The organism is Stenomitos frigidus ULC18, from assembly GCF_003003795.1.
Classification (GTDB): Bacteria; Cyanobacteriota; Cyanobacteriia; order Leptolyngbyales; family Leptolyngbyaceae; genus Stenomitos; species Stenomitos frigidus_A.
The window spans coordinates 45,762-71,686 of the sequence record NZ_PVWK01000158.1; the positions used below are offsets into that span (position 1 = coordinate 45,762).

At 52.1% G+C, this 25,925-nt stretch carries 26 protein-coding genes; 20 read left to right on the plus strand and 6 right to left on the minus strand.

What is annotated here, in order from left to right; translation table 11 throughout:
- The first annotated feature begins 273 nt into the window (after positions 1–273).
- The 3 genes from C7B82_RS29255 (at position 274) to C7B82_RS29265 (ending at position 2,492) form a co-directional block, all read left to right on the plus strand.
- Entirely contained in the window at positions 274–777 is a 504-nt protein-coding gene (locus C7B82_RS29255; protein ID WP_245940155.1) for a Mini-ribonuclease 3, read from the plus strand.
- A 38-nt stretch (positions 778–815) separates the two neighbouring features.
- A complete protein-coding gene (gene rlmB, locus C7B82_RS29260) occupies positions 816–2,096 on the plus strand; it encodes a 23S rRNA (guanosine(2251)-2'-O)-methyltransferase RlmB (RefSeq protein WP_106260672.1) in 1,281 nt (426 codons plus the stop codon).
- A gap of 111 nt (positions 2,097–2,207) precedes the next feature.
- Positions 2,208–2,492, plus strand: coding sequence for a DUF1816 domain-containing protein (locus tag C7B82_RS29265; RefSeq protein WP_106260674.1), 285 nt, complete (start codon positions 2,208–2,210; stop codon positions 2,490–2,492).
- 49 nt (positions 2,493–2,541) lie between these two features.
- Here the strand turns inward: C7B82_RS29265 and C7B82_RS29270 are convergent, their stop codons facing one another.
- The 3 genes from C7B82_RS29270 to psbZ all read right to left on the minus strand — a co-directional run bounded on the left by C7B82_RS29270 (position 2,542) and on the right by psbZ (position 5,826).
- Positions 2,542–4,395 (minus strand): FAD-dependent oxidoreductase, encoded by a 1,854-nt coding sequence (locus C7B82_RS29270; protein WP_106260675.1) that lies wholly within the window; start codon positions 4,393–4,395, stop codon positions 2,542–2,544.
- A gap of 497 nt (positions 4,396–4,892) precedes the next feature.
- Complete coding sequence (gene ribH, locus C7B82_RS29275; protein ID WP_106260677.1) at positions 4,893–5,504, minus strand: 6,7-dimethyl-8-ribityllumazine synthase; 612 nt, start codon at positions 5,502–5,504, stop codon at positions 4,893–4,895.
- Between the two features lie 133 nt (positions 5,505–5,637).
- The gene (gene psbZ, locus C7B82_RS29280) at positions 5,638–5,826 is read right to left on the minus strand and encodes a photosystem II reaction center protein PsbZ (RefSeq protein ID WP_106260678.1); all 189 of its coding nucleotides are present in this window, start codon (positions 5,824–5,826) and stop codon (positions 5,638–5,640) included.
- 111 nt (positions 5,827–5,937) lie between these two features.
- Here psbZ and C7B82_RS29285 point away from each other — a divergent pair, with 111 nt between their 5' ends.
- The 10 genes from C7B82_RS29285 (at position 5,938) to C7B82_RS29325 (ending at position 18,112) form a co-directional block, all read left to right on the plus strand.
- Positions 5,938–9,015, plus strand: coding sequence for a CBS domain-containing protein (locus C7B82_RS29285; protein ID WP_106260680.1), 3,078 nt, complete (start codon positions 5,938–5,940; stop codon positions 9,013–9,015).
- A gap of 205 nt (positions 9,016–9,220) precedes the next feature.
- A complete protein-coding gene (locus C7B82_RS29290; RefSeq protein ID WP_181357762.1) occupies positions 9,221–10,684 on the plus strand; it encodes a serine/threonine-protein kinase in 1,464 nt (487 codons plus the stop codon).
- Positions 10,685–10,907: 223 nt separating this feature from the next.
- Positions 10,908–11,234, plus strand: a complete 327-nt coding sequence (locus C7B82_RS29295; RefSeq protein WP_106260683.1) for a DUF6825 family protein — start codon at positions 10,908–10,910, stop codon at positions 11,232–11,234.
- An 83-nt stretch (positions 11,235–11,317) separates the two neighbouring features.
- Positions 11,318–13,375 carry an ABC1 kinase family protein gene (locus C7B82_RS29300; protein WP_339375275.1) on the plus strand — a complete coding sequence of 686 codons (2,058 nt, stop codon included), beginning with the start codon at positions 11,318–11,320 and terminating at the stop codon, positions 13,373–13,375.
- 53 nt (positions 13,376–13,428) lie between these two features.
- Positions 13,429–14,172, plus strand: a complete 744-nt coding sequence (locus C7B82_RS29305) for a PP2C family protein-serine/threonine phosphatase (RefSeq protein WP_106260685.1) — start codon at positions 13,429–13,431, stop codon at positions 14,170–14,172.
- A gap of 162 nt (positions 14,173–14,334) precedes the next feature.
- Positions 14,335–16,023: an MFS transporter gene (locus tag C7B82_RS29310; RefSeq protein WP_245940156.1), complete on the plus strand. Its 1,689-nt coding sequence runs from the start codon at positions 14,335–14,337 to the stop codon at positions 16,021–16,023.
- Positions 16,020–17,006 (plus strand): GTP 3',8-cyclase MoaA, encoded by a 987-nt coding sequence (gene moaA / locus C7B82_RS29315; RefSeq protein WP_106260688.1) that lies wholly within the window; start codon positions 16,020–16,022, stop codon positions 17,004–17,006. The genes C7B82_RS29310 and moaA overlap by 4 nt, the downstream gene beginning before the upstream one ends.
- 62 nt (positions 17,007–17,068) lie before the next feature.
- On the plus strand, positions 17,069–17,242 hold the full coding sequence (locus C7B82_RS35330) for a DUF6888 family protein (protein WP_422632159.1): 174 nt from the start codon (positions 17,069–17,071) through the stop codon (positions 17,240–17,242).
- The gene (locus C7B82_RS29320; protein ID WP_106260689.1) at positions 17,239–17,454 is read left to right on the plus strand and encodes a DUF6887 family protein; all 216 of its coding nucleotides are present in this window, start codon (positions 17,239–17,241) and stop codon (positions 17,452–17,454) included. The genes C7B82_RS35330 and C7B82_RS29320 overlap by 4 nt, the downstream gene beginning before the upstream one ends.
- Positions 17,455–17,524: 70 nt before the next feature.
- Entirely contained in the window at positions 17,525–18,112 is a 588-nt protein-coding gene (locus C7B82_RS29325; protein ID WP_106260691.1) for a hypothetical protein, read from the plus strand.
- A 126-nt stretch (positions 18,113–18,238) separates the two neighbouring features.
- Here C7B82_RS29325 and C7B82_RS29330 read toward each other — a convergent pair whose 3' ends face one another.
- On the minus strand, positions 18,239–18,496 hold the full coding sequence (locus C7B82_RS29330; RefSeq protein WP_106260692.1) for a CRR7 family NDH-1 assembly protein: 258 nt from the start codon (positions 18,494–18,496) through the stop codon (positions 18,239–18,241).
- A 173-nt stretch (positions 18,497–18,669) separates the two neighbouring features.
- Here C7B82_RS29330 and C7B82_RS29335 point away from each other — a divergent pair, with 173 nt between their 5' ends.
- The gene (locus C7B82_RS29335; RefSeq protein WP_106260694.1) at positions 18,670–19,671 is read left to right on the plus strand and encodes a YegS/Rv2252/BmrU family lipid kinase; all 1,002 of its coding nucleotides are present in this window, start codon (positions 18,670–18,672) and stop codon (positions 19,669–19,671) included.
- A gap of 103 nt (positions 19,672–19,774) precedes the next feature.
- Here the strand turns inward: C7B82_RS29335 and C7B82_RS29340 are convergent, their stop codons facing one another.
- Positions 19,775–21,223: an MFS transporter gene (locus C7B82_RS29340; RefSeq protein WP_106260790.1), complete on the minus strand. Its 1,449-nt coding sequence runs from the start codon at positions 21,221–21,223 to the stop codon at positions 19,775–19,777.
- Positions 21,224–21,392: 169 nt separating this feature from the next.
- Here C7B82_RS29340 and C7B82_RS29345 point away from each other — a divergent pair, with 169 nt between their 5' ends.
- Complete coding sequence (locus tag C7B82_RS29345) at positions 21,393–21,926, plus strand: phosphoribosyltransferase (protein ID WP_106260695.1); 534 nt, start codon at positions 21,393–21,395, stop codon at positions 21,924–21,926.
- A 275-nt stretch (positions 21,927–22,201) separates the two neighbouring features.
- Positions 22,202–22,639 (plus strand): cyclic di-GMP-binding domain-containing protein, MshE-related, encoded by a 438-nt coding sequence (locus C7B82_RS32850; RefSeq protein WP_181357764.1) that lies wholly within the window; start codon positions 22,202–22,204, stop codon positions 22,637–22,639.
- Here the strand turns inward: C7B82_RS32850 and C7B82_RS29355 are convergent.
- Positions 22,636–23,586: an AEC family transporter gene (locus C7B82_RS29355; RefSeq protein ID WP_106260696.1), complete on the minus strand. Its 951-nt coding sequence runs from the start codon at positions 23,584–23,586 to the stop codon at positions 22,636–22,638. The two genes, C7B82_RS32850 and C7B82_RS29355, sit on opposite strands and share 4 nt — an antisense overlap.
- Before the next feature lie 93 nt (positions 23,587–23,679).
- Between C7B82_RS29355 and C7B82_RS29360 the strand changes: the two genes are divergently transcribed.
- The 4 genes from C7B82_RS29360 (at position 23,680) to C7B82_RS29375 (ending at position 25,787) form a co-directional block, all read left to right on the plus strand.
- Positions 23,680–24,567 carry a M15 family metallopeptidase gene (locus tag C7B82_RS29360; RefSeq protein WP_106260698.1) on the plus strand — a complete coding sequence of 296 codons (888 nt, stop codon included), beginning with the start codon at positions 23,680–23,682 and terminating at the stop codon, positions 24,565–24,567.
- Positions 24,568–24,718: 151 nt separating this feature from the next.
- On the plus strand, positions 24,719–25,045 hold the full coding sequence (locus C7B82_RS29365; protein WP_106260699.1) for a DUF433 domain-containing protein: 327 nt from the start codon (positions 24,719–24,721) through the stop codon (positions 25,043–25,045).
- Positions 25,046–25,057: 12 nt separating this feature from the next.
- A complete protein-coding gene (locus tag C7B82_RS29370; protein WP_106260701.1) occupies positions 25,058–25,411 on the plus strand; it encodes a DUF5615 family PIN-like protein in 354 nt (117 codons plus the stop codon).
- A 52-nt stretch (positions 25,412–25,463) separates the two neighbouring features.
- The gene (locus C7B82_RS29375; RefSeq protein ID WP_106260702.1) at positions 25,464–25,787 is read left to right on the plus strand and encodes a hypothetical protein; all 324 of its coding nucleotides are present in this window, start codon (positions 25,464–25,466) and stop codon (positions 25,785–25,787) included.
- Positions 25,788–25,925 lie beyond the last annotated feature (138 nt).

Here is a 25,925-nt window from a genome sequence, read left to right on the forward strand (position 1 = left end):
AGATCATGCTGCTGCAATGCGCCGTTCGGGATCATGGCCTTAGCGACAAAGCGTTACATATACAGTGGCACAATTTTATACGCTGACACCTTTATGCACGTCACTCTCAGGAGAGATTTTCTGGTATGGGTCATACGCTAAACCAAGACAAGAGACGTTAAATCTAGCAGCGAGATTCTGTTGACCCATGAGAAATCCAGCTAAGATAAGTAAGCTGATTTAATTTCTTCAACAACTTCAATTAGCGTATCCCTAAATCTGGCGGCTTGGCTGGTGAATGCAGAGAGAGCGAGACGTGAGGTAGCGCTTACGGATACAGACAAGCATGGCGATCGCTCACAGTCCCTTGCCGACCCGGCACTGCCTGACGAACTTCCCTTTATGCTGCCCTTAGCGCCCCTGGCTGTGATGTCCATTCAGCAGTTACCGCCTGCTGCCCTGGCATACCTGGGAGACGCTGTTTACGAACTCTATGTTCGACGTTTTTATCTCCTACCACCTAAACGGCTTCAGTCCTATCACAGTCAAGTTGTGGCTCAAGTGAGGGCAGAGCGGCAGGCAGACCATTTGCGATCGCTCATGCCGTCCTTAACAGAGACCGAGTTGGAATTTGTGAAGCGTGGGCGCAATGCGGCAACCGGACGCCCCAAGCGAGTTGATCTCAGCGTTTACCAGCAGGCAACAAGCCTAGAAACCCTGATCGGCTACCTTTATCTCACTAACCCACAGCGCTTGGTACAGCTGTTAGCACAACTAGAGTTTGACCGACCCATTTAGGACATTCAGTCTTATTCGCTTACTTCTTCCGTAACATCATGGCTGCTAAAAAACGTAACGACGATCCCCAAGAACGCTCTCTGCCGACTCGCTCTGCGAAACCCCGCATTAAACCAGTGGGATCAAAAGGGCGCTCTCAACCCATTAAAGCTGGTAAGCCACGACTGTCGCGTGAAGTAAGTATCGATTTTCAAGCCGGCAAACCACGTCCAGCACGCAAAACCAGCGCTGATTCCAAGACTACTGATTTCAGCTCTGATCGCCATTCTGCTAGACCACGAGTGAGGAGAGCCAGTAGCGATCGCCAGTCCGGCGTACCAAAACCTTCACGAGAGTCAAATTCTGACTTTAGAGCTGATAGCCCACGCCCTTCGCGAGACGCTGGTGCAGCTTCGTCGCATCGACGTTCGGGGCATGCTCGCTACGAACGATCGTCCCAAACACGCCAGCCACGATCGCTACCACCGGTAGGATCGAAGCCACATTCTGAAACAGGGCAAGATCCCGCGATCGCGACGCCAACGTCTTTTGAAGAAGCCGATTTGATCTACGGTCGCCATCCGGTTCTAGCAGCACTCGAAAGTGAGCGATCGCTCAACCGCATCTGGATTACAGCTAAGCTCCGCTACGATCACCGCTTTCACGATCTCTTGTCTCAGGCAAAAGCTAACGGCACTGTCATTGATGAAGTGGAACCACAGCGGTTAGACCAACTCACCTTTAGAGCAAATCATCAAGGCGTTGTCGCACAAGTTGCACCCCATGCTTATATTGATTTGCAAGATTTGATCGCGCAGGCGAAAGCTGCTTCTGATCAGCCAGTCATTATCGTTGCCGACAGTATTACCGATCCTCATAATCTGGGTGCCATTATTCGGACGGCAGAAGCCATAGGCGCACAGGGTCTGGTGATCCCCCAACGGCGAGCAGTCGGCGTCACTTCAACTGTTGTCAAGGTGGCCGCTGGGGCGCTCGAAACGTTCTCAGTCTCACGCGTTGTCAATCTGGGTCGCGCGTTAGAAGAGCTAAAAACTGCTGGCTTTTGGATCTATGGCACTGCTAGCAGCGGCAGCCAAGCGCTGCCTACCGTGCAGTTCACAGGGCCTGTTGTGCTGGTTGTTGGGGCAGAAGGCGATGGGCTGAGTATGCTAACTCAGCGCGCTTGCGATAGCCTGGTTTCGATTCCCTTAAGCGGCACTACTCCCAGTCTGAATGCGTCTGTTGCCACAGGGATGGCACTTTATGAAATCTTTCGTCAGCGCTGGTCGAATACACTGCACCTGGATACAGTGGAGAAGGCGATGCGGTTGAAAAAGTGAGCCGTAGGTAGTATACAAAGTATACAAAGTGTAAAGAATTAGTTACAATCCTGTTACATAGGGTTGTGACCAGCTACTTGCTAACCCATTAATAAATCTGCAGAGACATTAATGAACGATCTTTTGGCAAATCTACTCAATCTGTTTGGGTTCGCTTGGTGGGTTGAAGTCATGACAGAAACGCCCCCTTGTACCTACTACTTTGGCCCGTTCATGAGCGCTAAGGCGGCTGATGCTTCCAAGAGTGGCTATGTAGAAGATTTGGAACAAGAGTGTGCGCAGGGCATCAAGGTGACATTGAAGCGCTTCAAACCTACTAGATTAACGGTTGCTGATGACCTGGGGGAGAAATCTAGCCAGGGAATCACGCGCACGCTGCGCGGTCAGCTTCAGTAGAGTCTCTGGCTTCACCCATACGCGATTGTCTGCAACGAAGCGTGAGCAACTAAGGTGTGCTTTCGCCTAGTCTTTCGATCGCCTCTACCAAAAACCAATTGCCAGCCGTATTGAGTTTGCCTGATGCGCTTATTGGCTGCTCTGGTGGCACTGTAGCCAGTTGTTCATTGATTAGTGGATCAAGAGTGACCAGATCCAGTGTCAGATTTTTAAGTGTGGACGGCTCCTCCACTACCATTGTGTAAGCTTGATCCCCCGCGTGACGGAAAACGCCAGCTACGGTTTGCGTTGTCGCTACACCAGTAGGCCGGGCATGAGTCGATGGAGTCGATCGTGCAACGTCTCTGCGTCGAGTGGGGCAGTTTCCACTGGCAGGATATGCTTCTGGTTGATCCAGGTAATAGCGCTGCCAATACAGCCAATCAGCATGGTAAACAGGCACGTTAAACAAAGGGATCACAGCCGTTGGCGCAATGGGATCGTTCAACAAGGCTTCCTGGAGCGATCGCACAGCCAAAGCACGTGGCTCACAACCTTGCTCAACGCAAAGCGCTGCCGCCATGCCTGCCGCCTGCCCGATCCCCAAGACCAGTGGCTGCAGACGCGTGGCACCATTCGCCATGTGGGAAACGGAGATATTTTTCTCGCAAACGAGTAAGCCATCCAGGTTGGCAGGCACCAACGCGCGATAGGGAATCGTGAACGGAGTGCCCGTCCAGCGTCCACCCCAGCGCATCGACTTTGGTTTCAACGTGATGTCGCCACTAGGGTAATGGTGATCGTTGGCATAATTGCCGATCGCGATCGCATCACAGATCACCTCTGCCTGAGTACAGCCTTGCCCAGAAACGGCGATCGGTAATGGTGCCACACTTCCTTGGCTGATTGGGAGCAGATCCTGCTCCCGCACGGTTGTCAGGCCGCACAAGCGCCGACTTTCTCGATAATACGGATGCAAGGCATACGCACCACCACCGAGGCTTGCTTCTCTCGTCTCCTGCAATGGAAAAACATCCTTCGCTACCCCATAGCGACGACCCAACTGCTGCTGAATGAAGCGGGCGAAACTTTGCGTGTGCCACAGTGCTTCCTGCAGAAACTCTCCCCGCTGCTCGGCTGACAGTAGACGCTCAACACCCTCACCATAATCATTGCCGTGGATCGGCCAGTTGATCATAAAGCGGTTTCCTGGTAAGCGTCCGTAGTTGAGAAAGCGATCGCCTCCGTAGTTGTCCCATGCGCCTGCAAAGCGATCGGGATCATCCTTGGGTGGAGCCGGAATCTCTGGAGCCGTTTCACCCTTGCCGTAATCCTGCATCACAACGACCCAGGTTGGAGCCTGTACGGGATACTGCTGCGTTAATGGGCTGGAAGCGACAGGCGCGCTGGGTTCATCAAACTCCGCTTGTAACTCCCAACCCCAGCGGTGCGGCACATCACCGAGAGCTAGCAAATCTCCCAACTCTGTGCCATCGAGGGTAATTTTGGCGCGGATCGTAAATGCTTGAAACCGTACGCCAACGACGCGGTTCTCTTGAACGAGAACTGCTTCTGGTGTTTGTCCAGGAAGCCACTGTAGATAAGGCAATGCCGCCGCCCAGTCTGCAAAAACCTGAGCGCCAAGACGAGGATCATAGGTGAAGAAACTGACCCAACCGTGATCCAAGCCATCTGGCTGTCGTTGCTGCAGTGCACGTAAAAAGGCTCCCCATAACCCCGTTTGTAACGTGACCAATTCATTGCCATCTGGTGCCGACACACCTGCACTCGTTAGCATGCCGCCTAGCCAGTCAAACTCGCTGACGAGAATAGTCTTCGCTCCCCGTCGCGCTGCCTGAATCGCTGCGGCTGTACCACCCGTGCCGCCACCCACCACTAAGACATCCGCTATCAGTTCTTGCATTTCCTGGCGATAAAAAACAACCTTAATGTGGCAAGCTGCCTTGGCGTCGCTGCTCTCTTTTCTGGTGCAAGCTTGTTAGCGATCGTACGCTCTACGTTATACCAAATCTTGCAATAAACACTACAGATACGCTCTCACCCTAAATCCCTCTCCCACAGGAGAGGGACTTTGAATCCGGCTCTCTTCTCCCCTTGGGAGAAGGGTTGGGGATGAGGGCAAGATCTGTAGCCTTTACTAATTGATTTGGTATTACCTCTTCATGCCAGCTAGAGAACAGCAAGGCTCACCAGGCAGAAGCATTACAGCCATTCAGATTTAGAGAACTGATACAGTCTCTATGAAAGCGCACCGCTCCTTGAGGAAAAAGGGATTTCCTTGTATTCCTTGTAAAAGAAGCCTGAGGGATGGTTGCTCAACAGACGTTGCGCGAACAAGATCCCACATTCATACTGCGTCAGTCCTGATCCATGAGTCCTAGCACTATAGGCTCTGATCGATTAGGTTTGCTCACTCGCTGCTGAAGCGCTACCGGGCAAAACTGTGTCTTCTGCCGCCGCACTCTTGAGCATCGCAGCAGAAAGAGTCGGGCTAGAAGCGGCACCCAGATGATTGCCGTAAGGGTCTGCACTGACACCCTTCACCTGCTTCATGAGGCTCGCCATCTCCAGAGCGCTCATAGCGTAATTCCAACCCAGATTACTCTTAATGCCAGCTCGTTCCAGCGCTTGCTGCATTGTATCGGTTGTCAGTACACCAAAGATGACGGGTACCCCTGTCTGGAAGCCTGTTGCAGCAATTCCTTTGGACACTTCCGCCGCCACGTAATCGAAATGAGGCGTTTGGCCCTTAATGATGGCACCGAGGCAAATAATGGCATCGTAGCGATTCGACAGGGCGAGCTGGCGAGCAACGAGAGGTACTTCAAAGCTACCCGGAACCCAGGCGTAGTCCACTTGCGTACCATTTGGATCGGTATCAACACCGTGACGCTTGAGGCAATCCTGGCAGCCTTCCAGAAGCTTACTGGTGACTAGGTCATTAAAGCGACCGATGACGATCGCAAAGCGCATCTGGTTTGTCTGAGTGAATGTTCCTTCAAAAACTGCCATTTCTGCTTACTGTTAGGTTAAAGATCTTCCCCATCAGCTTAAAGCGCATAAAACAATCACCTCTAGCTGATGGGGCGTATGCTGATCTTAAGTCAGTGTTTTTATTGTGGAGCGATTGGCAAAGGAGACAAGCTTACACAACCAGGTAGTTTAGTCCTCCCACTAGCAACACCAACAAGGTCCATGCAGCAGAACCAAGAAAGATGAGCCGCTTCGATTGATCCCAGCCTTGTGGTGTTGCCAGAGCGACAGGAGCGCCCACAACCAGCACAAATGACAGGATGACTAGAGCAGCCAGGGAAATCTGGAAGACGATGGTCATAATTTCCGCTTCTCCGATACAGCGATAGATTAGGCAAAAAGGGCATTAATGCTGGCGATCGCACTCATCCCCAATTAGTAAGCTATCAGAAAACTGTACCCATCTGATGGAATGAATCTCATCCTTTGCCACACGACTGCTGATTTCGACACGCTGGGTGCTGCCGTTGGCTTGACGCGGTTACAACCTGGAGCGCGCATCGTCCTGGCGGGTGGGGCACATCCCGCTGTACGCGATTTTCTAGCACTCCATCGTGATGAGTATGCGCTGATGGAGAGACGAGCGGTCAACCCAGAACAGATTCAGGCGATTGCAGTCGTCGATACTCAGTTTCGCGATCGGCTAGGAAAAACGGCAGAGTGGCTCGATTTGCCCAACGTTGCCCTTTCAGTCTATGACCATCATTTGGGTGCCGAGTCGGATCTTCCCACCGCGCAACGTCAGGTGGAAGCAGTTGGTGCAACCACCACCTTGATTGTGGAGCACCTTCAGGCGCAGCAAGTCACGCTCACGATCGCTGAAGCCACGGTAATGGCGTTGGGCATTCACGTCGATACGGGCTCGCTGACGTTTGACCAGACGACCGCTCGCGATGCTAGAGCGCTGGCATGGTTGATGGAACACGGAGCCAGTTTACGGGCGATCGCTCAGTATGCCAATCCTGGTTTGACTCCCGACCTGCAGCCGTTGCTCACAACCGCTCTGGAGTCTCTGCAGACAGAGACGGTACACGGCAGGACGATCGGCTGGGTGATGCTGACACTAGACAGCTTTGTGCCAGGTTTATCGAGTTTGGCGTCGCACCTCATGAGTCTGACCGATATCGACGCACTGCTGCTGGCGGCACACTACTGCAAGCATGGCGACTGTCATACCCACCCTTACGAGAGTGACGCAAGCGCTTTAACGGTGATTGGGCGATCGCGCTTGGATGGTACGAACCTGGACGAGCTCTTCAGTGCGATCGGCGGTGGAGGACATCCGCGTGCGGCTTCAGTGAATCTACACGCGGTTGAGCCTCAGGAGACACTGCTGCAACTGGTAGCTCAATTCAAAGCACAAATCCCTCACCCCCCAGTGGCAAGGGATTTGATGTCATCACCTGTGCGAACCATTCGTCCCGACACCACGATCGAGGCAGCACAGCGCTTGTTACTGCGCTATGGGCACTCAGGCTTATCAGTAGTAGACGCTGACGGACGGCTCATCGGCATCATTTCGCGTCGTGACCTGGATATTGCCCTGCATCATGGCTTCAGCCAAGCTCCCGTCAAAGGTTACATGACTACTAACCTTAAAACCGTCACGCCTCAAACCTCTCTACCAGATATCGAGTCGCTGATGGTGACCTATGACATCGGTCGTCTACCCGTATTGGATCAGGACTCACTAGTGGGTATTGTCACGCGCACGGATGTTTTGCGACAGTTGCACAATCAGGCGAGGAGTGAGCAAGAGAGGAGTAAGGGGACAAGAGACGCTGGCTCATCCTCTACCTCGCCCAACGACAGCCAGCTAGACTCCTCACTTTTCTCTTCCAACTTACTCCTCACCCCTCACTCCACCGCCAAGCGGAAGCAAGCTAGACTCCTCACTGCCCTTCGTCAATGTCTCAAGCCTGAACTGTGGCAATTGCTGTCAGCAGCAGCAACGGAAGCCGAACAACGGGGATGGCACCTGTATCTGGTGGGTGGCGCAGTACGGGATTTGCTGCTAACGATCGCTGCAGGGCAAGTCGCGGCGGGTCAAGCAACGACGGGCACACTCCTGCTAGAGGATGTGGATTTGGTTGTTGATGGCTTTCATCAGGCAGCGACTGTTGGCGCTGGCGTGGAGATGGCGCGATCGCTGCAAACGCTCTATCCCGATGCACGTTTAGAGGTTCATGGTAAGTTTCAGACTGCCGCGTTACTTTGGCACAACGACCCATTATTCAAATCGCTTTGGGTCGATCTGGCGACTGCACGCACTGAGTTTTACCCCTATCCGGCTGCCAATCCAGAGGTGGAAGCCAGCTCTATCCGTCAGGATCTGTATCGCCGCGACTTCACCATCAACGCCATGGCAATTCGTCTGACAGAGCCACATCCAGGCGAATTGCTCGACTTTTTTGGTGGCGAACTCGACCTGCAAGCAAAACAAATCCGCGTTCTCCACGCCAACAGTTTTATCGAAGATCCCACCCGAATCTACCGCGCTGTCAGATTTGCTGTACGGTTAGGCTTCCAGCTTGACGCTCAGACAGAAGGCTATATTCGCTATGCGATCGACAGTGGCATCTATGCCCACATTCAAGCGATCGACAGTCAAGCGACTCACATTCAAACCGATCGACAGTCCGACGCTCCCCTGACTGCCCCTGCGCTACAAACTCGCCTCAAAGCAGAACTCAAATACATTCTCCAATCGCCCTACTGGGAACCCGCCTTACAAAAGCTGTCCGCTCTAGACGCCTTGCAGTGCATTCACCTAACGTTGACGATGGATGAAACGTTGTGGCGGCAATTGCGGTTGGTCGATCGTGCCCTGAGGCGGTTGAGGAGTGAGCGGTCAGCGGTCAGCGGTCAGGAGGCAGGAGACAGAAGACAGGAATCGGCGAGTTCAGTCGAGTCACCGTTAGATTCGACTCAAAACGTTAGCCCACCACACAGCGGAAGCAAGCTACAGCCTTCAGCCTTTAGCCTTACGGCCCTTCCTCCTCTGTGGTTGATTCGGCTCGAAGTCTTGCTGGCACAGCTTGCACCGATGCATCGTGGCGCCGTTGCTGCCAACCTCCAGCTACCGGCTGACAGTCTCCATCGCTTGCAGCAGCTAGACAGTGTCCAAACGACCTTGACAACGGCTCTACCCCATTGCGATCGCCCCAGTCAGGTTATTCAACTACTCAAGCCGTATGATCCACTGCTATTAACGTTTATTGCTCTTCGTAGTCGGTCTGATCTGCAACAGGCTGACAGGGCAGCATCACCTCGCCGTAAACTTTGGCGCTATCTCACTTGTTGGTATGCTCTCAAACCACTTCTAGACGGTAACGATCTAAAGGCACTCGGTTACAAACCGGGGCCACAGTTTAAAGCCATCTTGGAAGCGCTGACGGCTGCGACTGTAGATAGCGTGATTCATACCCGGTCTGAAGCAGAATCATTTGTAGCCGATCGGTTTGCTCAGGAGAAAGACAAGGGGCGTTAAGAAGTTTTGAGTTTTGAGTAGCGCTTTGCGCCGACAAGCTAGAGAATTTTGAGTTCCTCCCACGCTTTTCTGCCTTTTTTCCACTCCCGTTGCGCCCCACTGGTCACTGCCTCAGCTTCCCCATTCCCGACTCCCCACGTCCCCTCTCTAGCCTCAGGTCACTGCGAGGCGTTAGCATGGTCACGACCCTTGGGAGCGAATGCCCATGAACCTGACTGCTGGTACGGCGCTGCAAAATGGCAAGTATATCCTCCAAAATCTGTTGGGGCAGAGTACTCTGGGGATCACTTTTAGGGCTATTCAAGCACCATCGAACCAGTCCGTTGTGCTGAAGACATTGCAGATTCAGCCGCAAACTGATAGCGCTCATTGGAAGCGACGGTTTGTGGAAGAGGCGCGGCGGGTTGCACAATGTCAGCATCCTGGTCTAGCGAGAGTCTTGGAGGTGTTTGAGGAGTCTGGGCTACCGTGCGTGGTGATGGATTATGTCGCAGGTCAGACATTGGCAGAATATGTGCGATCGCGAGCACCATTGCCAGAATTAGAGGCTGTGCAGTACGTCCGGCAAGCGGGTGCAGCGCTTAGTGTGCTGCACCGTCAGGGGTTACTCCATCGGGATGTCAAGCCAGAAAACCTGGTGCGTCCAAAAGGTGCTTCGTTTGTAGTGCTGGTGGGTTTTGGCATGGCGCATTATGCAGTGCTGGGGGTGCCAGATCGCGCAGAGTCTTTGTCACCGTATGCAGCGATCGAATTGCATCAACGGCAGGTCAACCTGACAACTGCCACCGACATTTATGGCCTTGTATCAGCGCTATATTTTTTAGTCACGGGGCAGGCACCCATGACAGCATCGCGCCGTCATCAGTCAGCGTTGATCCCGCCACGCCAACTGCAGCCACAACTGAGTACCGCGATCGAACAGGCCATTCTCAGCGGCATGGCGATCAATCCACAAGATCGGCCTCAGACGATCGCTGACTGGTTTGCACTCTTACCAGTGCATCAACCGCTGCCTGCTGTGCAAGGGTTAACGAATGGGGGCGAACCGCGCGCTGCGATCGACTTGTCACGTACAGGCGCAGCATCGAATGGCTCTAGCCACCCCACAGGGCCGCCAACTGCGCCGCCAACTCCAGCCCCGCAAGCTCCAACAGCTGTAACTCAGACTACTCAAAGTATTGCGCCTTCACAATGGTCTGCTGCTAGCCCTGTTCCGACGTCCAAAAGTCGGTTGCCGAAAGCGTTGATGATGACAGCGGCGATCGCGATCGCCTTTGGTGCCGGTTTAGGGTTGGCGTTACGCTTTAGCGCGGCTCACGGGATTGGTCCCACGTTCTTTCAAACCAACCAAGACTTTCCACCCGTGCAGAATTGGCCGCTACAAGCCGCTCCCGCTGATTTTTCGACAGCGCCGCCCCTGCCTGAACCCCCTCCCATGCGCAGTCTTACTCCAGAGCGCCCTCTAACAATCCAGCCAGCGCCACGCCCATCACCAACGCAACCGAAACCAACCCCCTCGCCAACAGCACCGATCGAGGCAACTCCAACCCCTACGCTTAGCCCATTCATCCCCGCTGTACCACCATCACCACTCCCTAGCCCAGCACTGCCGACTAACCCAGCGCCACGCCCAGCAACGTCTGTACAACCGCCAGTGCCTCCAGGTTAACTGTTGCGACAGGTACAAGAGACTTGAAAGAAACCGGGTTTCTAGACGCTATCTGAAGACACAACAGGCCGTTCCCCGTACAGCAACCCGTTTCTACACCAAGCTCATCGACCCGGCAGGAACCTTGAAATCAGCCCGTCCCTTGCTGTGCAAAATAGCTGTCTACTAGATCGGCAGGCTATAATTTTGGATAAACGCAACAGTTTTCTAGCAGAGAGTTCCCATGAGTAGTCCCTTTGATGCTTTCTTTATTGGCAGAGCGCTGGCTGAAGCTGTTTATGAGCAAACAGAGCGCGTGTTGACAGACACCTTAAGCGAATTGGGTAAATTTGATGCAGAGCAGCGAGAGCGTTTGCGTCAGTTTACAGAGGATGTGCTGGCACGAGCCCAGCGGGAAGCAGAGGCCGCAAAACAGGGGCGGACAACCACCGCGATCGTGCCCCTTGGTACTCAACCAACCGATTTGCAAGCCACGATCGATGATCTGCGGGCAGAGGTTGCCCAACTCCGATCGGAGCTAAAGCGCTATCGCAGCAATAGTCCAGCTTAAGCGCCAACGTTTTTAAAGCAGACTTCGTTCTGATAAATCAGTTACACTCAGTTACAATTAAGAACAAAGATTTAGGAATTCGAGTGTCTGTTTCTTCCCACGACTCCGACCCCTCTAAGCAATCTGCGGAGCCTGTAGAGGGTGAAAACTCGCGCCCAAAGGGTGTAGGTGCCTCTACTGGTCATCGGGTGCCAGGTTATTCTCTTGATCAGCCCAGTCATGTCAATGGTAAGGTTGCGCCAACTCATATTGGCGATCGTCTAACTGAGCGAGTCGATGTATCAACCTCGATTAACTCTACGCCCTTCGCAAAACCGTTAGAGCCTTTCGGCGAGCAAGCTCGTGAGCCGGTAGCCGCTGAAGAAGCTGTGGCTGAGCGCTATGAGTCAGCGGCTAAAAAAGCTGGACGCTCACGTTCTGAACCGCCTCTTGGACAGGGCAATCGCAACTCAAAGCCGAAACCTTATGGCGATAAGTCATACCGCTGGAGTCGTGAAAACTATTCTCGTCTGGGTCGTACTTACGATATTCAATCGTTTGTCTGGTTGCTGCTCTTTTCGCAATGGCTTTATAAAAAGCCCTGGAGTTACCCCGGTGGCATGACCGAGGAAAAGCAGAAAGTACGTCGTCGCAGTCAGGCGATTTGGATTCGGGATACCCTGCTGGATTTGGGGCCAACCTTTATTAAAGTAGGTCAACTATTCTCCACTCGTGCTGACCTCTTTCCGACCGAGTATGTTGAAGAGCTGTCTAAATTGCAAGACAGAGTGCCAGCCTTCAGCTACGAGCAGGCAAAAGCCATTATTGAGCAAGATTTTGGGAAGCCCATCCAGGAGCTCTACCGCAGCTTTGACCCAATTCCTTTGGCGGCTGCCAGTTTAGGTCAGGTGCATCGAGCGCAGCTTCACTCTGGTGAAGAAGTTGTGGTCAAAGTGCAGCGTCCTGGCTTAATCAAGCTGTTCAAGATCGATTTAGCGATTTTGAAAGGCATTACTCGCTACTTTCAAAACCATCCTGAATGGGGCAAAGGTCGCGACTGGTTGGGTATTTACGACGAATGCTGCAAGATTCTCTATGAGGAGGTGGATTACCTCAACGAGGGGCGCAACGCAGACACATTTCGACGTAATTTTCGGCAAGAGGATTGGGTCTATGTGCCGCGCGTCTACTGGCGCTATGCGTCGCCAAGAGTGTTGACGCTGGAATATCTTCCAGGCATTAAAATCAGCCACTATGAAGCGTTGGAAGCGGCTGGGCTCGATCGCAAAGCCCTGGCTCAAATGGGTGCAAAAGCGTATTTACACCAGCTGCTAAACGATGGGTTTTTTCATGCCGATCCTCATCCCGGCAATATTGCAGTGAATCCTGACGGTTCACTGATTTTCTATGATTTCGGCATGATGGGTCAGGTGTCGATCCTCACTCGCGAGAAGCTACTGGAAGTCTTTTTTGGTGTGGCTCAAAAAGATGGCGATCGCGTGGTGGCATCGCTGGTCGAATTGGGTGCACTGGCTCAAACGGACGATATGGGGCCAGTACGGCGATCAGTGCAGTTCATGCTGGACAACTTCATGGACAAGCCGTTCGAGAACCAGTCGGTGAGCGCTATTAGCGACGATTTATACGAAATTGCTTACGGGCAACCCTTTCGGTTTCCCGCGACCTTTACATTTGTGATGCGTGCGTTTTCGACCCTGGAAGGCGTCGGTAAGGGTCTCGATCCAGACTTCAACTTTATGGAGGTTGCAAAACCTTTTGCAATGCAGATTATGGCAAACGGAAATCCTTCGTCAGATGCAAATAGCATCTTGAGCGAGTTCGGTCGGCAGGCGGCTCAAGTCAGCAGTACCGCGCTGGGGCTACCGCGTCGCATTGAAGACGCTCTAGACAAACTGGAGCGGGGTGATGTCCGCGTTCGAGTACGATCGATTGAGACAGATCGGATTCTCCGACGCCTCAGTGGCGTTAATATGGGGACTAATTACACGCTGCTAGTGTGTGCGTTTACTCTTTCGGCAACAATTTTACTCTCAACTGGTCACGTCTGGTGGGCACTCATACCTACGATTGCGGCCATTGCTGCTGCGATCGCCTTCATCCGACTAATGATGCGCCTCGATCGTTCTGAGCGCATGCCATAATGAGGCCTCTCGCCTTCACCTGCAATGGTCACTGACGAAAGCACAGTTCATCTATGAAACGCCTTTTCACGGGTCTTACGGATGTGGGGCTTCTGCGTTCTGTGAACCAGGATGCTTATTACATTGACGTGGATGGGCGCTTCTTCGTGGTGGCTGACGGCATGGGTGGACATGCTGGTGGGCAAGAAGCGAGCCGTCTAGCAACACAAGCGATTCAAGCTCATTTACTGGACTATTGGGAGTCTGCTGAGAGTTCACGAGCGCTGCTGGAAGGTGCATTCTTTAAAGCCAACCAGGCGATTTTGGCCGATCAGCGTCGTCACCCAGAGCGATCTGATATGGGCACCACTGCTGTCGCCATCATCTTTCGGGATGAACAACCCTGCTGCGCTCATATCGGCGATTCGCGACTCTACAGGTTGCGCGGCGCGAAATTAGAACAGATCACTGAGGATCATACCTGGGTTGCACGGGCGATGAAAATTGGTGAGATTACACCTGATCAAGCACGGGTTCACCCTTGGCGACATGTACTGTCGCAATGTTTAGGACGTGAAGACCTCCATCAAATTGATGTCCAGGCGCTTTCAGTGCAGGGTGGCGATCGCCTGCTGTTGTGTAGCGATGGTTTGACTGAAGAACTCTCTGATCAACTGATTGCGTCACATTTGAAATCCATTCGTGCGTGTGATCGCGCCGCGATCGCGCTCATTGACGCTGCTAAGAACCACGGCGGACGCGATAATATCACGGTGGTCATTGTGGCAATTGATAGCCTGCAGCACCGCGATAGCTGAAGCCGTAGAGATAAAATGTCTGCCTGATGGATGGTGTCGTTGACGGCTGCAATCTTTACGCTGCAAAAGGCTGTCTAGCCAAAACGAGCGGCTGTAGCATCGTTAGACGAAGCAATTCGTTTACCATTTACTGAAGTCATTCATTTCAGCATGTTGAGAGCAGTGAGGCTGAATTCGATCGCACCTGAATCTTTCTCAGAACAACCGCATGGGTTGGTAGCAACGGCACCGATCGCGCCATCACCATCCCCGATCGCAGCAAAGCAGGCGATTCGAACCAGTCTGCGGGCATCAACCCTGGATGGTGTGTTTGCGGCTGTTTTCTCGACCATCACGAGTGGGGTCTTACTCAGCAATTTTTTGGTGGAACTGCACGCCAGCCCGACGGAAATTGGGTTACTGTCGTCGATTCCTATGGTGGCAAACCTGATTCAGCCACTAGGCGCGTTTCTGGGCGATCGGGTGAATAGCCGTCACAACTACTGCCTTTGGGTGTATGCACCGTCTCGCCTGCTGTGGCTCGTCCTGGTAGCAGGCATTGCCTTTGCTCACTGGTGGCACGTAGAAGCGCAGAGATTGGTTTGGTGGACGCTGGCGATCGTGTGCCTCACCCATTTTATTGGAGCCTTAGGCAGTGCGGTCTGGCTGAGTTGGCTTGCGGCTTTGGTGCCACGCCGTCTCCGAGGGCGCTATTTTGGCATTCGCAACAGTGCGGCTAGTCTCACAAATTTACTCTGCGTACCGCTGCTAGGTTTAGCAGTATCGGCGTTTCCCGGTGGCTCGCTGCAAGCCTTTGGGGTTGTACTGCTGTTGGGCGTTGTAGCAGGCATCATCAGTTTAGGCTTTCAATTTTTGATGGTGGATGTGAATCCGCAAAGGCAGCAGGAGGAGGAAGGGAGTGGGGAGTGGGGAGTGGGGAGTCGGGAGTCGGGCAGCCGTCAGCCGTCAACCGTCAGCGGTCAGGAAACAGCAAACAGTGCGCCGTTGGTGATTAACCCTATTGGCTTTACAGGCGAAGCCGCAGACACTGACGGTAGAAGCCGTCAGGCATTGATAACGGATGATAGCCAGAATCCGCACCTTATATCACTCTCTACGCCCTACGCCCTACCGCCTTTTCTAAGAGACAAAAACTTTCTCTTCTTCTTGCTGTATTTCAGTGGGTGGATGTTTGCGGTGAACTTGAGTGCGCCGTTTTTCAATTTGTATATGTTGGATAACCTGGCGATCGATGTCAGTTGGGTCACGATCTATACCAGCCTGCAAGCAGGGGCGACGCTGGTGATGCTAGTGGTCTGGGGCAGGCTTGCCGATCGGGTAGGCAATCGTCCCATTCTGCTTGCGGTTGGTATTTTGGTAGCAGTGACGCCGCTCTTTTGGCTGGGCACAGGCGCTAACACGCTGTCTGTTTGGCTCTGGCTACCTTTGCTGCATGTGATCGCAGGAGCAACTTGGGCCGCGATCGACCTCTGCAATAACAATCTTCAACTGGGCGTTGCGCCTGTACAACAGCAGGCATCCTACTTCGCCGTAGCCGCCGCGATCGCAGGGATCAGCGGTGCGTTGGGGACAACAGTTGGGGGTTTTCTGGCAGAATTTGCAGACTATGGCGGCATTCCGGGGTTGTTTGCACTGTCGGCGATCGTCCGGTTAGTCGCACTTCTGCCGTTAGTGCTGGTACACGAGCAGCGGGGACAATCGCTCCATCAAATGATGCAAGTACTTTTTCCATCCAAAGCAGCGCCCGCCTTAGAAACTGTGCCCGCTTACAGTCAGGCAGTGCTGTTGAAAGCCCAATTGGACGATGCGACACATTGCACAGTTGACAAATCCGTCACAATGGAAGAATGAACCAGGTTGACTATCTCCGCATTAGCCTCGTCGATCGCTGCAACTTCCGCTGCCAGTACTGCATGCCAGAAGGTGCCGATCTCACCTATGCTCTACAGCAAAACTTGCTCACGCAGGACGAACTGTTGCTGCTCTTGCATGAAGTGTTTATACCAGTGGGATTTACTCGCTTCCGCTTGACGGGCGGTGAGCCGCTGATTCGTCCTGGCATAGTGGATATTGTGCGGGCGATCGCGCAGTTTCCCGAAACAAAAGACCTATCCATGACGACGAATGCCTTCTTGCTGGCAGGCATGGCGCAAGAACTGTATGACGCAGGCTTACGGCGCATTAATATCAGCCTGGACTCGCTGCAACCAGATGTGTTCGATGCCATTATTGGGCATCACGGACGATCTCGCTGGCAGCAAGTATGGGACGGCATCCAGGAAGCGTATCGAGTCGGCTTCAGCCCCTTGAAGCTTAACGTAGTGGTGATTCCTGGTGTGAATGATCAGGAAGTGTTGGATTTGGCAGCGCTTAGCATTGATCGCGAGTGGCACGTGCGGTTCATCGAATTTATGCCGATCGGCAACGATTATCTGTTTAGCGATCGCGGTTGGGTGAGTTCCGAAGAGTTACGACAACGCATTCGCGATCGCTGGGGACTGACGGATGGACAGGTGCGCGGTAACGGTCCCGCTGACGTGTTCAAAATTCCGGGTGCGAAAGGAACGCTCGGCTTTATTAGCCAAATGTCCGAATGCTTCTGCGATCGCTGCAACCGGATGCGCTTCTCTGCCGATGGCTGGCTGCGTCCGTGCCTGCTCAATGAAACGGGTCAGCTTGATTTGAAAGCAGGATTGCGATCGGGCGTTCCCCTCCACGAACTCCGACAACAAGTGCGTGACCTGCTGATGCTTAAACCCGAAATCAACTACAAAGAACGCGATTCTGGCACCACAGGCACCTACAGCCGCACCATGTCTCAAATCGGTGGATGAGTGATTAAGTCGTTGATTGAAAGGGAAAATTAAACACTGTAGAGCGTTCAGGAGCATCAGCCATTCCTACAGCAGCACAAACTCTGGAATGTTTTAGCGTCTGCTACAGTTTAACCAAGATGTATTTGCCCATTTACATCGTTCGCATTGACGAGCGGACAGGGGATATCTTCATCTTGGCGGGTGAAGAGACGATTGTTTTGATTAACCGTGACGGTAAAAGGACATTCCCATGAGCCAACCCAATTTTCAAGAGATGAATCGGAAACAGTTGTTGTCCTATGTCTTTGACCATCGGGACGATCAAGACGCATTTTATGCCTTAATGGACAAACTGACGGCGGCACCCCCCTTGGCAACAATGCCTCCCGCAAATGGACGGGATGAAACCGAGGAACTGCGAAAAATTCTGGATGACATTCGCAAAAAGCGCCAGCAGGAAGAGTGAGCACGGTTATCGGGACTTACGCAGAAACTAAATATCCTTACTGTCTAAAGAGCTTGCTTTAAAGCGATCAGTGATTGATCAACCCTGGTTTGACCTTGAAGCACCAATTATTCCTGGGCTTTCTGCAGCGGGTTTTTCACTAGGAATGAATTTAAGGGAACTTGATCACGTTTTAGCTGCTGCTAAGATAGAGGAGATCTGCCCAGGCTTCAACTGCTTTAAAGAAGTCAAAAGTTGTAGTGAGATTCTGTACGTTAAAAACACATATCTGTCTTCGTTGTATTACAGAAATGGTACGGTACGACTTGATTTCAACAGTTGCGGCGAACTCTACTGGATATTCTTATTCGCTGGTTATTGTGGCTCCTTTGGCTTAATTAAAATTGGCAGTTCAATGCATGAAGTGCAAGAGCAAATGCCGATTTTTTATGATGATAGCGATGAGATGTTCTATCCGGATCGAGAAGTTAAGCCAGACGTACCAGATGGAATTGCCTTTATTGCATTAGAGGAGCCGGATGAGCATAGCCAACAATGGCAGGTTCTGGGATTTAGTATTCATGACTATGAACATGAGCGCTTTTCAATCGCCAGAAACGATATTTTGCAGCAGTATCTAAACCGTCCGGCTGCACACGAGCTCTATCAAGGTCGTTAATTGAATCCGGCAGATTTCTAACTGTTGGTGAAAATATCACAGCATGGTTGGTCTTTCTGTAGGCTTGCGATCGCACCTTCAATGACACAACTACTAACCTTCTATCAATGCTGGAATTCTATACGGCTACTTTTCCAGACGGACAGCGTACCATTGTAGAAATTCGCTGGGGCCAACATCGAGTTCGCAGGACGTTTCCAGCAGGTATTGAGCTTGTTCCTGCAATGAGGTGAAGCGTTGGAGATCTCTAGGGAGGTCGTCTTGGCGTTGAGAGAGTGCAGCCTTAAGTTTGTCGAGCAGTTCGGCAGTGCTGAGAAACTCCTCCGATCGCCCAGACTCTAGCAAAACAAAGGTATCGCTTTCATACATCCGTGGATCGGGCATGGTTAGCTATTCTCCTGGGGGGATCAAATGTCGATGATGGGGAGGCATACTTCTATTGTGTAGCCTACTAGCCATACAGAGCATCTAGATAATTGCCTCCACACTACAGACCGTGTGGTAAATGCTTTCAAGCCCATCGCAGGTTCAAATTCACCCTATCATTCTCAACGTGTATGAAGCGTTCTGCCTGTTTGATCTTCAATCCAGTGGCGGGTCAGGGTGATCCAGAACAAGATCTGGCCACGATTAAGGCCTTATTAGAGCCTGAAATTGACCTGGATATCCAACTAACCACCGAAGATGTGGGTGCCGATGCGCTAGCGATCGCCGCTGTCGAACGGGGTGTAGATGCCATTATTGCGTCCGGTGGGGATGGTACACTCTCGGCAGCAGCAGCAGCCTTAGTGGGCACGACCATTCCCTTCGGTATTATCTCGCGTGGCACTGCCAACGCCTTTGCCAATGCACTCGATATTCCCGACACGATCGATGCTGCATGTCGAACGATCTTGGGGGGCGTAACCAAAACGGTGGATGCGGCTTACTGCAATGGCTATCCAATGGTATTGCTGGCAGGCATTGGGTTTGAAGCCGAGGCCGTCGAACTAGCCGATCGCGAGGCAAAGAACCGCTTTGGCATGTTTGCTTATGTTCTGGCAGGGTTTCAAGCGTTGCGGCAGATGCAGACCTTTGATGCTGAAATTGAAACCGAAGACAAAATTATTAAGGTGTCAGCTGCTGCAATTACCGTCGCCAATGCGGCTCCAGCAACCTCTGTACTGGCACAGGGGCCATCAGGGGTCATCGTTGATGACGGGCTGCTAGACATTACGTTGGTATCGCCTGCAAACAAGGCCGGTGCGATCGCGGCAACCTATCACTTGCTGCAAACTGCTTTGAGTGGCGATGCCGTCGATCGCAGTGACATTGGTTACATTCGGGCGCGACGCGTCAAGATTACGACGGAACCAGAGCAGAAAGTCGTACTGGATGGGGAATTGATTGGCACTACCCCGATCGACGTTGAGTGCGTCCCCGGTGGGCTGACACTCTTTTTCCCCCTGGTGGAGGAAGTTGTACCGACCGAAAAGCTAGAAGGACTGCCCAATCTCGTCGTTCAACTGAAAGATACTCCTGACGGCGAGGATGGGTTTGGCGATCGCGAAACCAATTAGAGCCATGGCAGCAAATCGGTTGCTCGTGATGGGTTCAGAAACCGGGTTGCTCTGCGGAAAGACACTGTCAATTTACCAGTCCTATCCAGACACCCGGTTTCTTTTACACCTTGTCCTGCGCCTGATTCCGTTTGCGTTCTTGCAGCTTCAGCAAAATTTCCGCGTGCACCTCGCGCGTGATGGGGTAGAAGTAGGTCAACAGCAATCCCACCAACAAAATTACAGTTGGTACTGGACCAATAAGTAGGCGAATGGCCCATAGGGCTGCGGGTGGTTGCATAGGAGCAGCCTGCCCCGCTGCAGTGGCAACAAAGCCAGAATATTCAAGCACTTGCCCCACGAGAAAGAGCCCGATCGCCAGCCCCACTTTTTGCAGTAGCACCATAAAGCCGTAAAAAATCCCTTCTCGCCGCTGTCCCGTATTCAGCTCATCCAGCTCAATCACATCGGGAATCATCGACCAGGGAATGAGATAAGCCGTCGAAACGCCAAAGCCCGCCATCACCGCCAGCAGATACATCAGTCCATTTTGTCCTGGCTGCAAGAAAAACAGTCCGATTTCGGCAATAATCCACAGCGACATGCCCATGAAGTAGACTACTTTTTTGCCTACCCGCTTGCTCACCTCGCTCCAGACAAAGAGCATCACCAGTCCGGTTACCTGCACAGCAATCACCACTTTGGTGAAATCGGCGTCGGTTAGCCCCATCCAGTTTTTGACGAAGTAAGGAATGATCGCGACCGTATTTTGCACTGCCAGCCAGGAACAGAGGTAGATGCCAATCACGTAGAGAAAGGGACGATTGGTGAAGGCAATTTTGAGCTGTTCGAGATAGGGTAACGACTCACCACTGCTCGTTTCCTGTCTCAGGCGTTCGGTGACCATCACGCGTTTACGTGTACCCCACACGCACCAGTAGAGCGGCAAAATGGAGATCACACCACACACTGCGCCCAGCACGAGATATTGCTTGGTTGGATCGCCCTTAAAGGCGCTGAAAATGCCGAGCGCTAGAAGGAGAGAAAGAATACTGCCGCTGATAGAAAACGCAAACCGATAGCTGTTAAGACTGGTGCGCTCGTCGTAGTCTTGAGTCAGTTCTGGCGTGAGAGCTGTGTAAGGCAGGTTGACGATCGTATAAAAGCTATTGAAGATGATTGCAATGACTACGTAGTACCAGAACAGCCCCCACTGGTTGGTTGATGGGTTATCGCTGAAATGGGGCACCAGCCACTGTAGAAAGAAGAAAATCCCAAACGGGACCGAACCAACGATCAGCCAGGGTAAGCGGCGACCCCAACGACTGTGCGAGCGATCGCTTAGGATTCCAACAATGGGATCATTGATCGCATCCCAAACCTTCCCAATGAGCAGAATGCTTCCGGCTAGCCCTGCCCCTAGCCCTGCTACATCCGTGAAGAAAATCAGCAAAAAAACTGCCAGGATATTAGCAGTAATGGCTGTGCCCAAATCGCCAGCACCGTAGGCAAGCTTAGTGCTGAGGCTGAGTTTGTCTAGCGTTGGCGACTCGGATGAAGCATGATTATGCATGGCGGGATACAAGAAATTTAGCTAACAGTTGTATTATTCTCTTCAGCTTTAAGCGCACGCTTAAAGTGATGAGTTTTAAGTTAGTGCCTTCCGCTTAAAACCCAGAAGCCAACACTCAAAACTTAAAACTTGCGCCTTACCGCTTGCCGTTCATCCTTTACATGCTGTCATGTCCGACTTATACGTCTCCTGGTCAGAATATCACCAAAAAATTGAACAGCTTGCCGTCAAGGTGCATCAGTCCGAATGGAAATTTAACCAGATCATTTGTTTAGCTAAAGGTGGGCTAAGGGTCGGTGATATCCTGGCACGCATCTTTGATTTACCGCTGGCAATTTTGGCAACCTCGTCGTATGGCGGTCCTGGCGGTCAGGTGCGCGGTTCGATCACCATTTCGCGGGATCTGTCGATGACCACCGCTAATTTGGGTAGTCACGTGCTGCTGGTGGATGATCTCGTTGATTCTGGCGTGACGCTGAAGAAAACACTCGTTTGGCTCGATCGGCGCTACGGGTTCTATGTTGAGGATGTCCGTACAGCCGTGCTCTGGTATAAAGACTGCTCGATCATTGCACCCAACTACTACGTAGATTACTTACCCGATAATCCGTGGATTCATCAACCGTTTGAACAGTATGAAAAGATGAATCCAGCTGATTTGGCAGCAGCGCAGACTTCATCAGCTGGAACGTCATCCGTTTAGTGCCGTCTAGCGGCCTTTCAGCGCCATTCCAGGTACGAACCGACAGTACGCCAGGCTGAATGACGGGCAAGGATGCCATTTTAGTCATCCTAAATTTGCTGTGAAATTTCAGTAATCTTACCGATATGAGGTTTCCGTAATTCTGTTGATATACTAGAACGAATGGGGTGTAGAACGGCTCCGTAAATGTGTCATACAGCCATTGAGCCGATGGCAGCAACTAGTCTTAAGTGTGCTTAAGGCGTGGCGCTTTCCAAGTTTTTCCGAGGTTTGCAATGCGAGATTCTAGCGATCGCCGACCGCTCTCAAGAGCAGCCGAAGCTTCGTATACCAAGAAGCGTCTAGGCGGCTACCTGGTCGAAGCGGGTTTACTAACGACTGCCCAGATCGACGTGGCCCTTAACGATCAGAAGCTGACTGGTATGCGCTTTGGCGAGATTCTCGCAGCACGCGGTTGGGTCAAGCAGCAAACGATCGAGTATCTGATGCACAAAGTTGTGATGCCAGAACAACAGGCAGTGAAGCAGCCGAATGGACGGGCGATCGACAACCAGCATCCCGAGGCCACAAGTGCTGCCAATGCTCGTGTCTCCGTCAGCGCCAGCCCAGCTGAACCGGAACCCAGTAAACAGCTGATGCGGCGTGAGCTTCCCATAGCTAAGCCATTACCCTCGTCTGGCAAGCCTGACGGAGATATTAGCTGGGTTGGTTAAAGCGTTCCTTCTAGCGCGCCACAGAGCCACAGCCAGAGCGGTAGCGTCAGCACCAGCACCAGACTGCCAATAATCAACGTAGTCACAGTCAGCTCCTGGTCGAGGTCATAGGCTTCGGCAATAACTAAAGTTGCAAAGGCGGGTGGCATTGCCATTTGTAATAAGATGGCTCGATACACCAAGCCTGTAACACCCAGTACCCAGAGCCCAAGGCCTAACAGCAGCGGAACGAGCAGCATTTTAATCCCAACACTGAGCAGAGCCGGTTTGAGGCGAGCCAGAGAGGACAGTTGGCTGAGCCGCATGCCAATCAGAACTAGAGAAAGCGCTACCATCCCCCAGGCAAAGCCTCGCAGTCCCTGCTCTAAGGGCACTGGCAATGGACGATCGCGGCAGGCCAACCCAAGCCCAAAGCTCCAGAGGGCAGGGTTCTTTGCCATTGCGTTGAGGGCTTGCCAATGCTTTAAGCGCGTTGCTCCTCCCAGGCGGGCTGCGATCGCCACCCCCAGGCCATAGGCTCCCGGCGTTGACCCCAGCAGATCGTAAAAGAGCGTCCAGGCGAAGTCATGTGGGCCCACGAGCGCCAGCGCTACAGGATAGCCAATATACCCTGTGTTGCCCAGCATTGATGCCAGCAGAAAGCTGCCTTGTGTTGGCTGGCTTAATGAGCGAGGAGCCTTGATTGGCGATCGTTGGCTAATCCACCACGCGATACCCATACCAAGCAACATCGCCAGCCATGCCACCACAGGCGCTAGCCACAGAGAGGTCGATAGATGCGCATGGCGCAGAAAACCGACAATACTGATGGGCACTCCCACCCAAAACAGAAACTTGCCTAGACAAACTGGCATTGTCGCTGGCAACAGACGACCCAACACCCACCCACAAAAAGTCCAGCCCAACAGCGGCAAATAAATCGTTAGCAGATTGGCAGCGGTCAGCATGAGTGTTTGTCAAATCCAAGTAGAGATAGTGGCTTGGTCGCTCAAAAGGGTTGTACAACGGTAAAACTGTTCCCTTAGCGCTTGAACTTACCCATGAAGACAGTTCCAGGAGATCTGACTCAGTTTACAATTCCTAGTAGTAGCCGTCGCTTGAGTGTAGGAGTCGAACGATTGGATAACGCTGGTACACCCGAAAAGCCCCCAGAAACCAAGCCAAACGTTTCGCCCCCGCCGGTTGATGATATCCCCGTGGCGCTACGCGAAAGCGCTGATAGTGCACCCAAGCCGCGGATGAATGTTACGGTACTGACCGTTGGCTTGATTGGTCTAGGCATCGCGGCTTTGGCGGCAGGTGGTTTAGTGGCGTTCCGGCTGCAGCAATCGCCAACCGCCAGTCTGGCAACCGAAAATCCAGTGCCATCGGCTGATCCAACCGCTCCCACCACACCCTCCGCCTCTCCTGGTGCGGATACACTGCTTAATCACTTTGCTTACAGCGAAGCACCCCAGGCGGAACTGTCCCCGATCGTTCCCGATGGCAGCATCAAAATGCGGAAAGCTGCCGCTAAAGCCTATCGCGAGATGACCGCTGCCGCACAGCGAGAAGGAGTAAGCTTGGTGCCGATTTCGGGCTTTCGTTCGATCTCTGACCAAAAATATCTGTACTTTGACGTGAAAGCCGATCGCAATCAGGATGCCACCGAACGCGCCAAGGTTAGCGCGCCTCCCGGTTACAGCGAACACCACACGGGTTATGCCGTGGATATTGGCGATGGCAACACACCCGCAGTCAACCTGAATCAAGATTTTGACAAGACTTCAGCCTATCGCTGGCTCAAAGCAAACGCCAACCGCTACAGCTTTGAACTTTCCTTCCCCAAAAATAACCGTCAGGGTGTGAGCTACGAACCCTGGCACTGGCGCTACGTCGGCGATATTCAAAGCCTGAAGACGTTCTACAAAGCGCGGGGACAGAAGTAGTTAGTTATTGGTTGGTAATGTCCTAGACGTGTGGCTGATGGTTTGTAGGGACGCTACATGTAACGTCCCTACAAACGCAAACAAGCAGGTTTGAACATCACCTTGTTAGTTGTTAGTTTGGTAATATTGTCAAAACTAGCGTGATCTCAAGATGCTATTGGTTCCTACCACTGAACTGATTCCACTCGCTGCTGATGCAACTGGGGTTGTTCGCATTAGTAAAACCCGTGTCACGCTGGATACGGTGGTTACAGCTTTCCTTGAAGGTGCCACAGCGGAAGAAATTAAGGAGCAATACACTTCGCTTCAACTCTCTGACATTTATGTAGTGATTGCTTATTACTTACGGCATCCAATTGAAGTTGATGCCTATCTTGCAGAGCGACAAAACCTTGCCGCAGCGGTTCGCCAGAAAGCTGAAAAGCGTTTTTCTCCACTTGGCATCCGCGATCGCCTACTGTCAAGACGCAACCAGTAAAAGTAATTTGAGATGTTACGCTTCTTAGCGGATGAAAATTTCAATAATCAGATTGTGCGCGGTGTTTTCCGCCGAAATGCCGATGTTGATATGGCTCGTGTTCAAGATGTCAGCCTATCAGGAGCGGATGATCCAACTGTGCTGGAATGGGCAGCCGATCAAAAGCGGATTGTCCTAACTCATGATGTGGCAACGATGACAGACTTTGCCTACCAACGAGTAAAAGCAAATTTGTCAATGCCAGGATTATTTGAAATCAGTCGTCGTGTTCCTGTTGGATTGGCGATCGAAGAAATCTTGCTGCTAGCGGAGTGTAGTTTAGAAGGAGAATGGGAGGGTCAAGTGCGATTTCTACCGTTGCGCTAACAGCTAAATCGAGATCAAACAACATAGCCAAAAAATCTGTCTTGCTATTCATATGCGCTTATTACAACAAGCAATTACTACAATCTGGCTACTTTATCTCTCTTTCTACGGGTGGCTTCTTGAATTCAATAAATATCGTGATCCAAACATCATTGATTGTGACAAAGGTGCCGAGTTTCTTTTTGCGGTTTTTCTAGCTCTCATTTGGTTAACTACATTAATTATTTGGGGAGTTAATCTCATGTTGAAGTATTGGGATAAAACCAAGCCATTCTGGTTTAGTGGTGGCTTATCCGCCGCTCTCTCCATAGCCTTTATCCCAAAATTCATTATGTGGATTCAATATAATGCTGCACTCCCAACAAAGTGTGGATGATAGTTAAACAAATTAATTGCTGAAGTGATTGCACAATCACACTTTGCCGAAAAAGATTTTATTGGTTGATCGTGGAGCGTAGAGGTAGGGTGGGGAGTGTCCTACAAGGTGGTTTTCGGATAGACTTTTGCTGGCAGG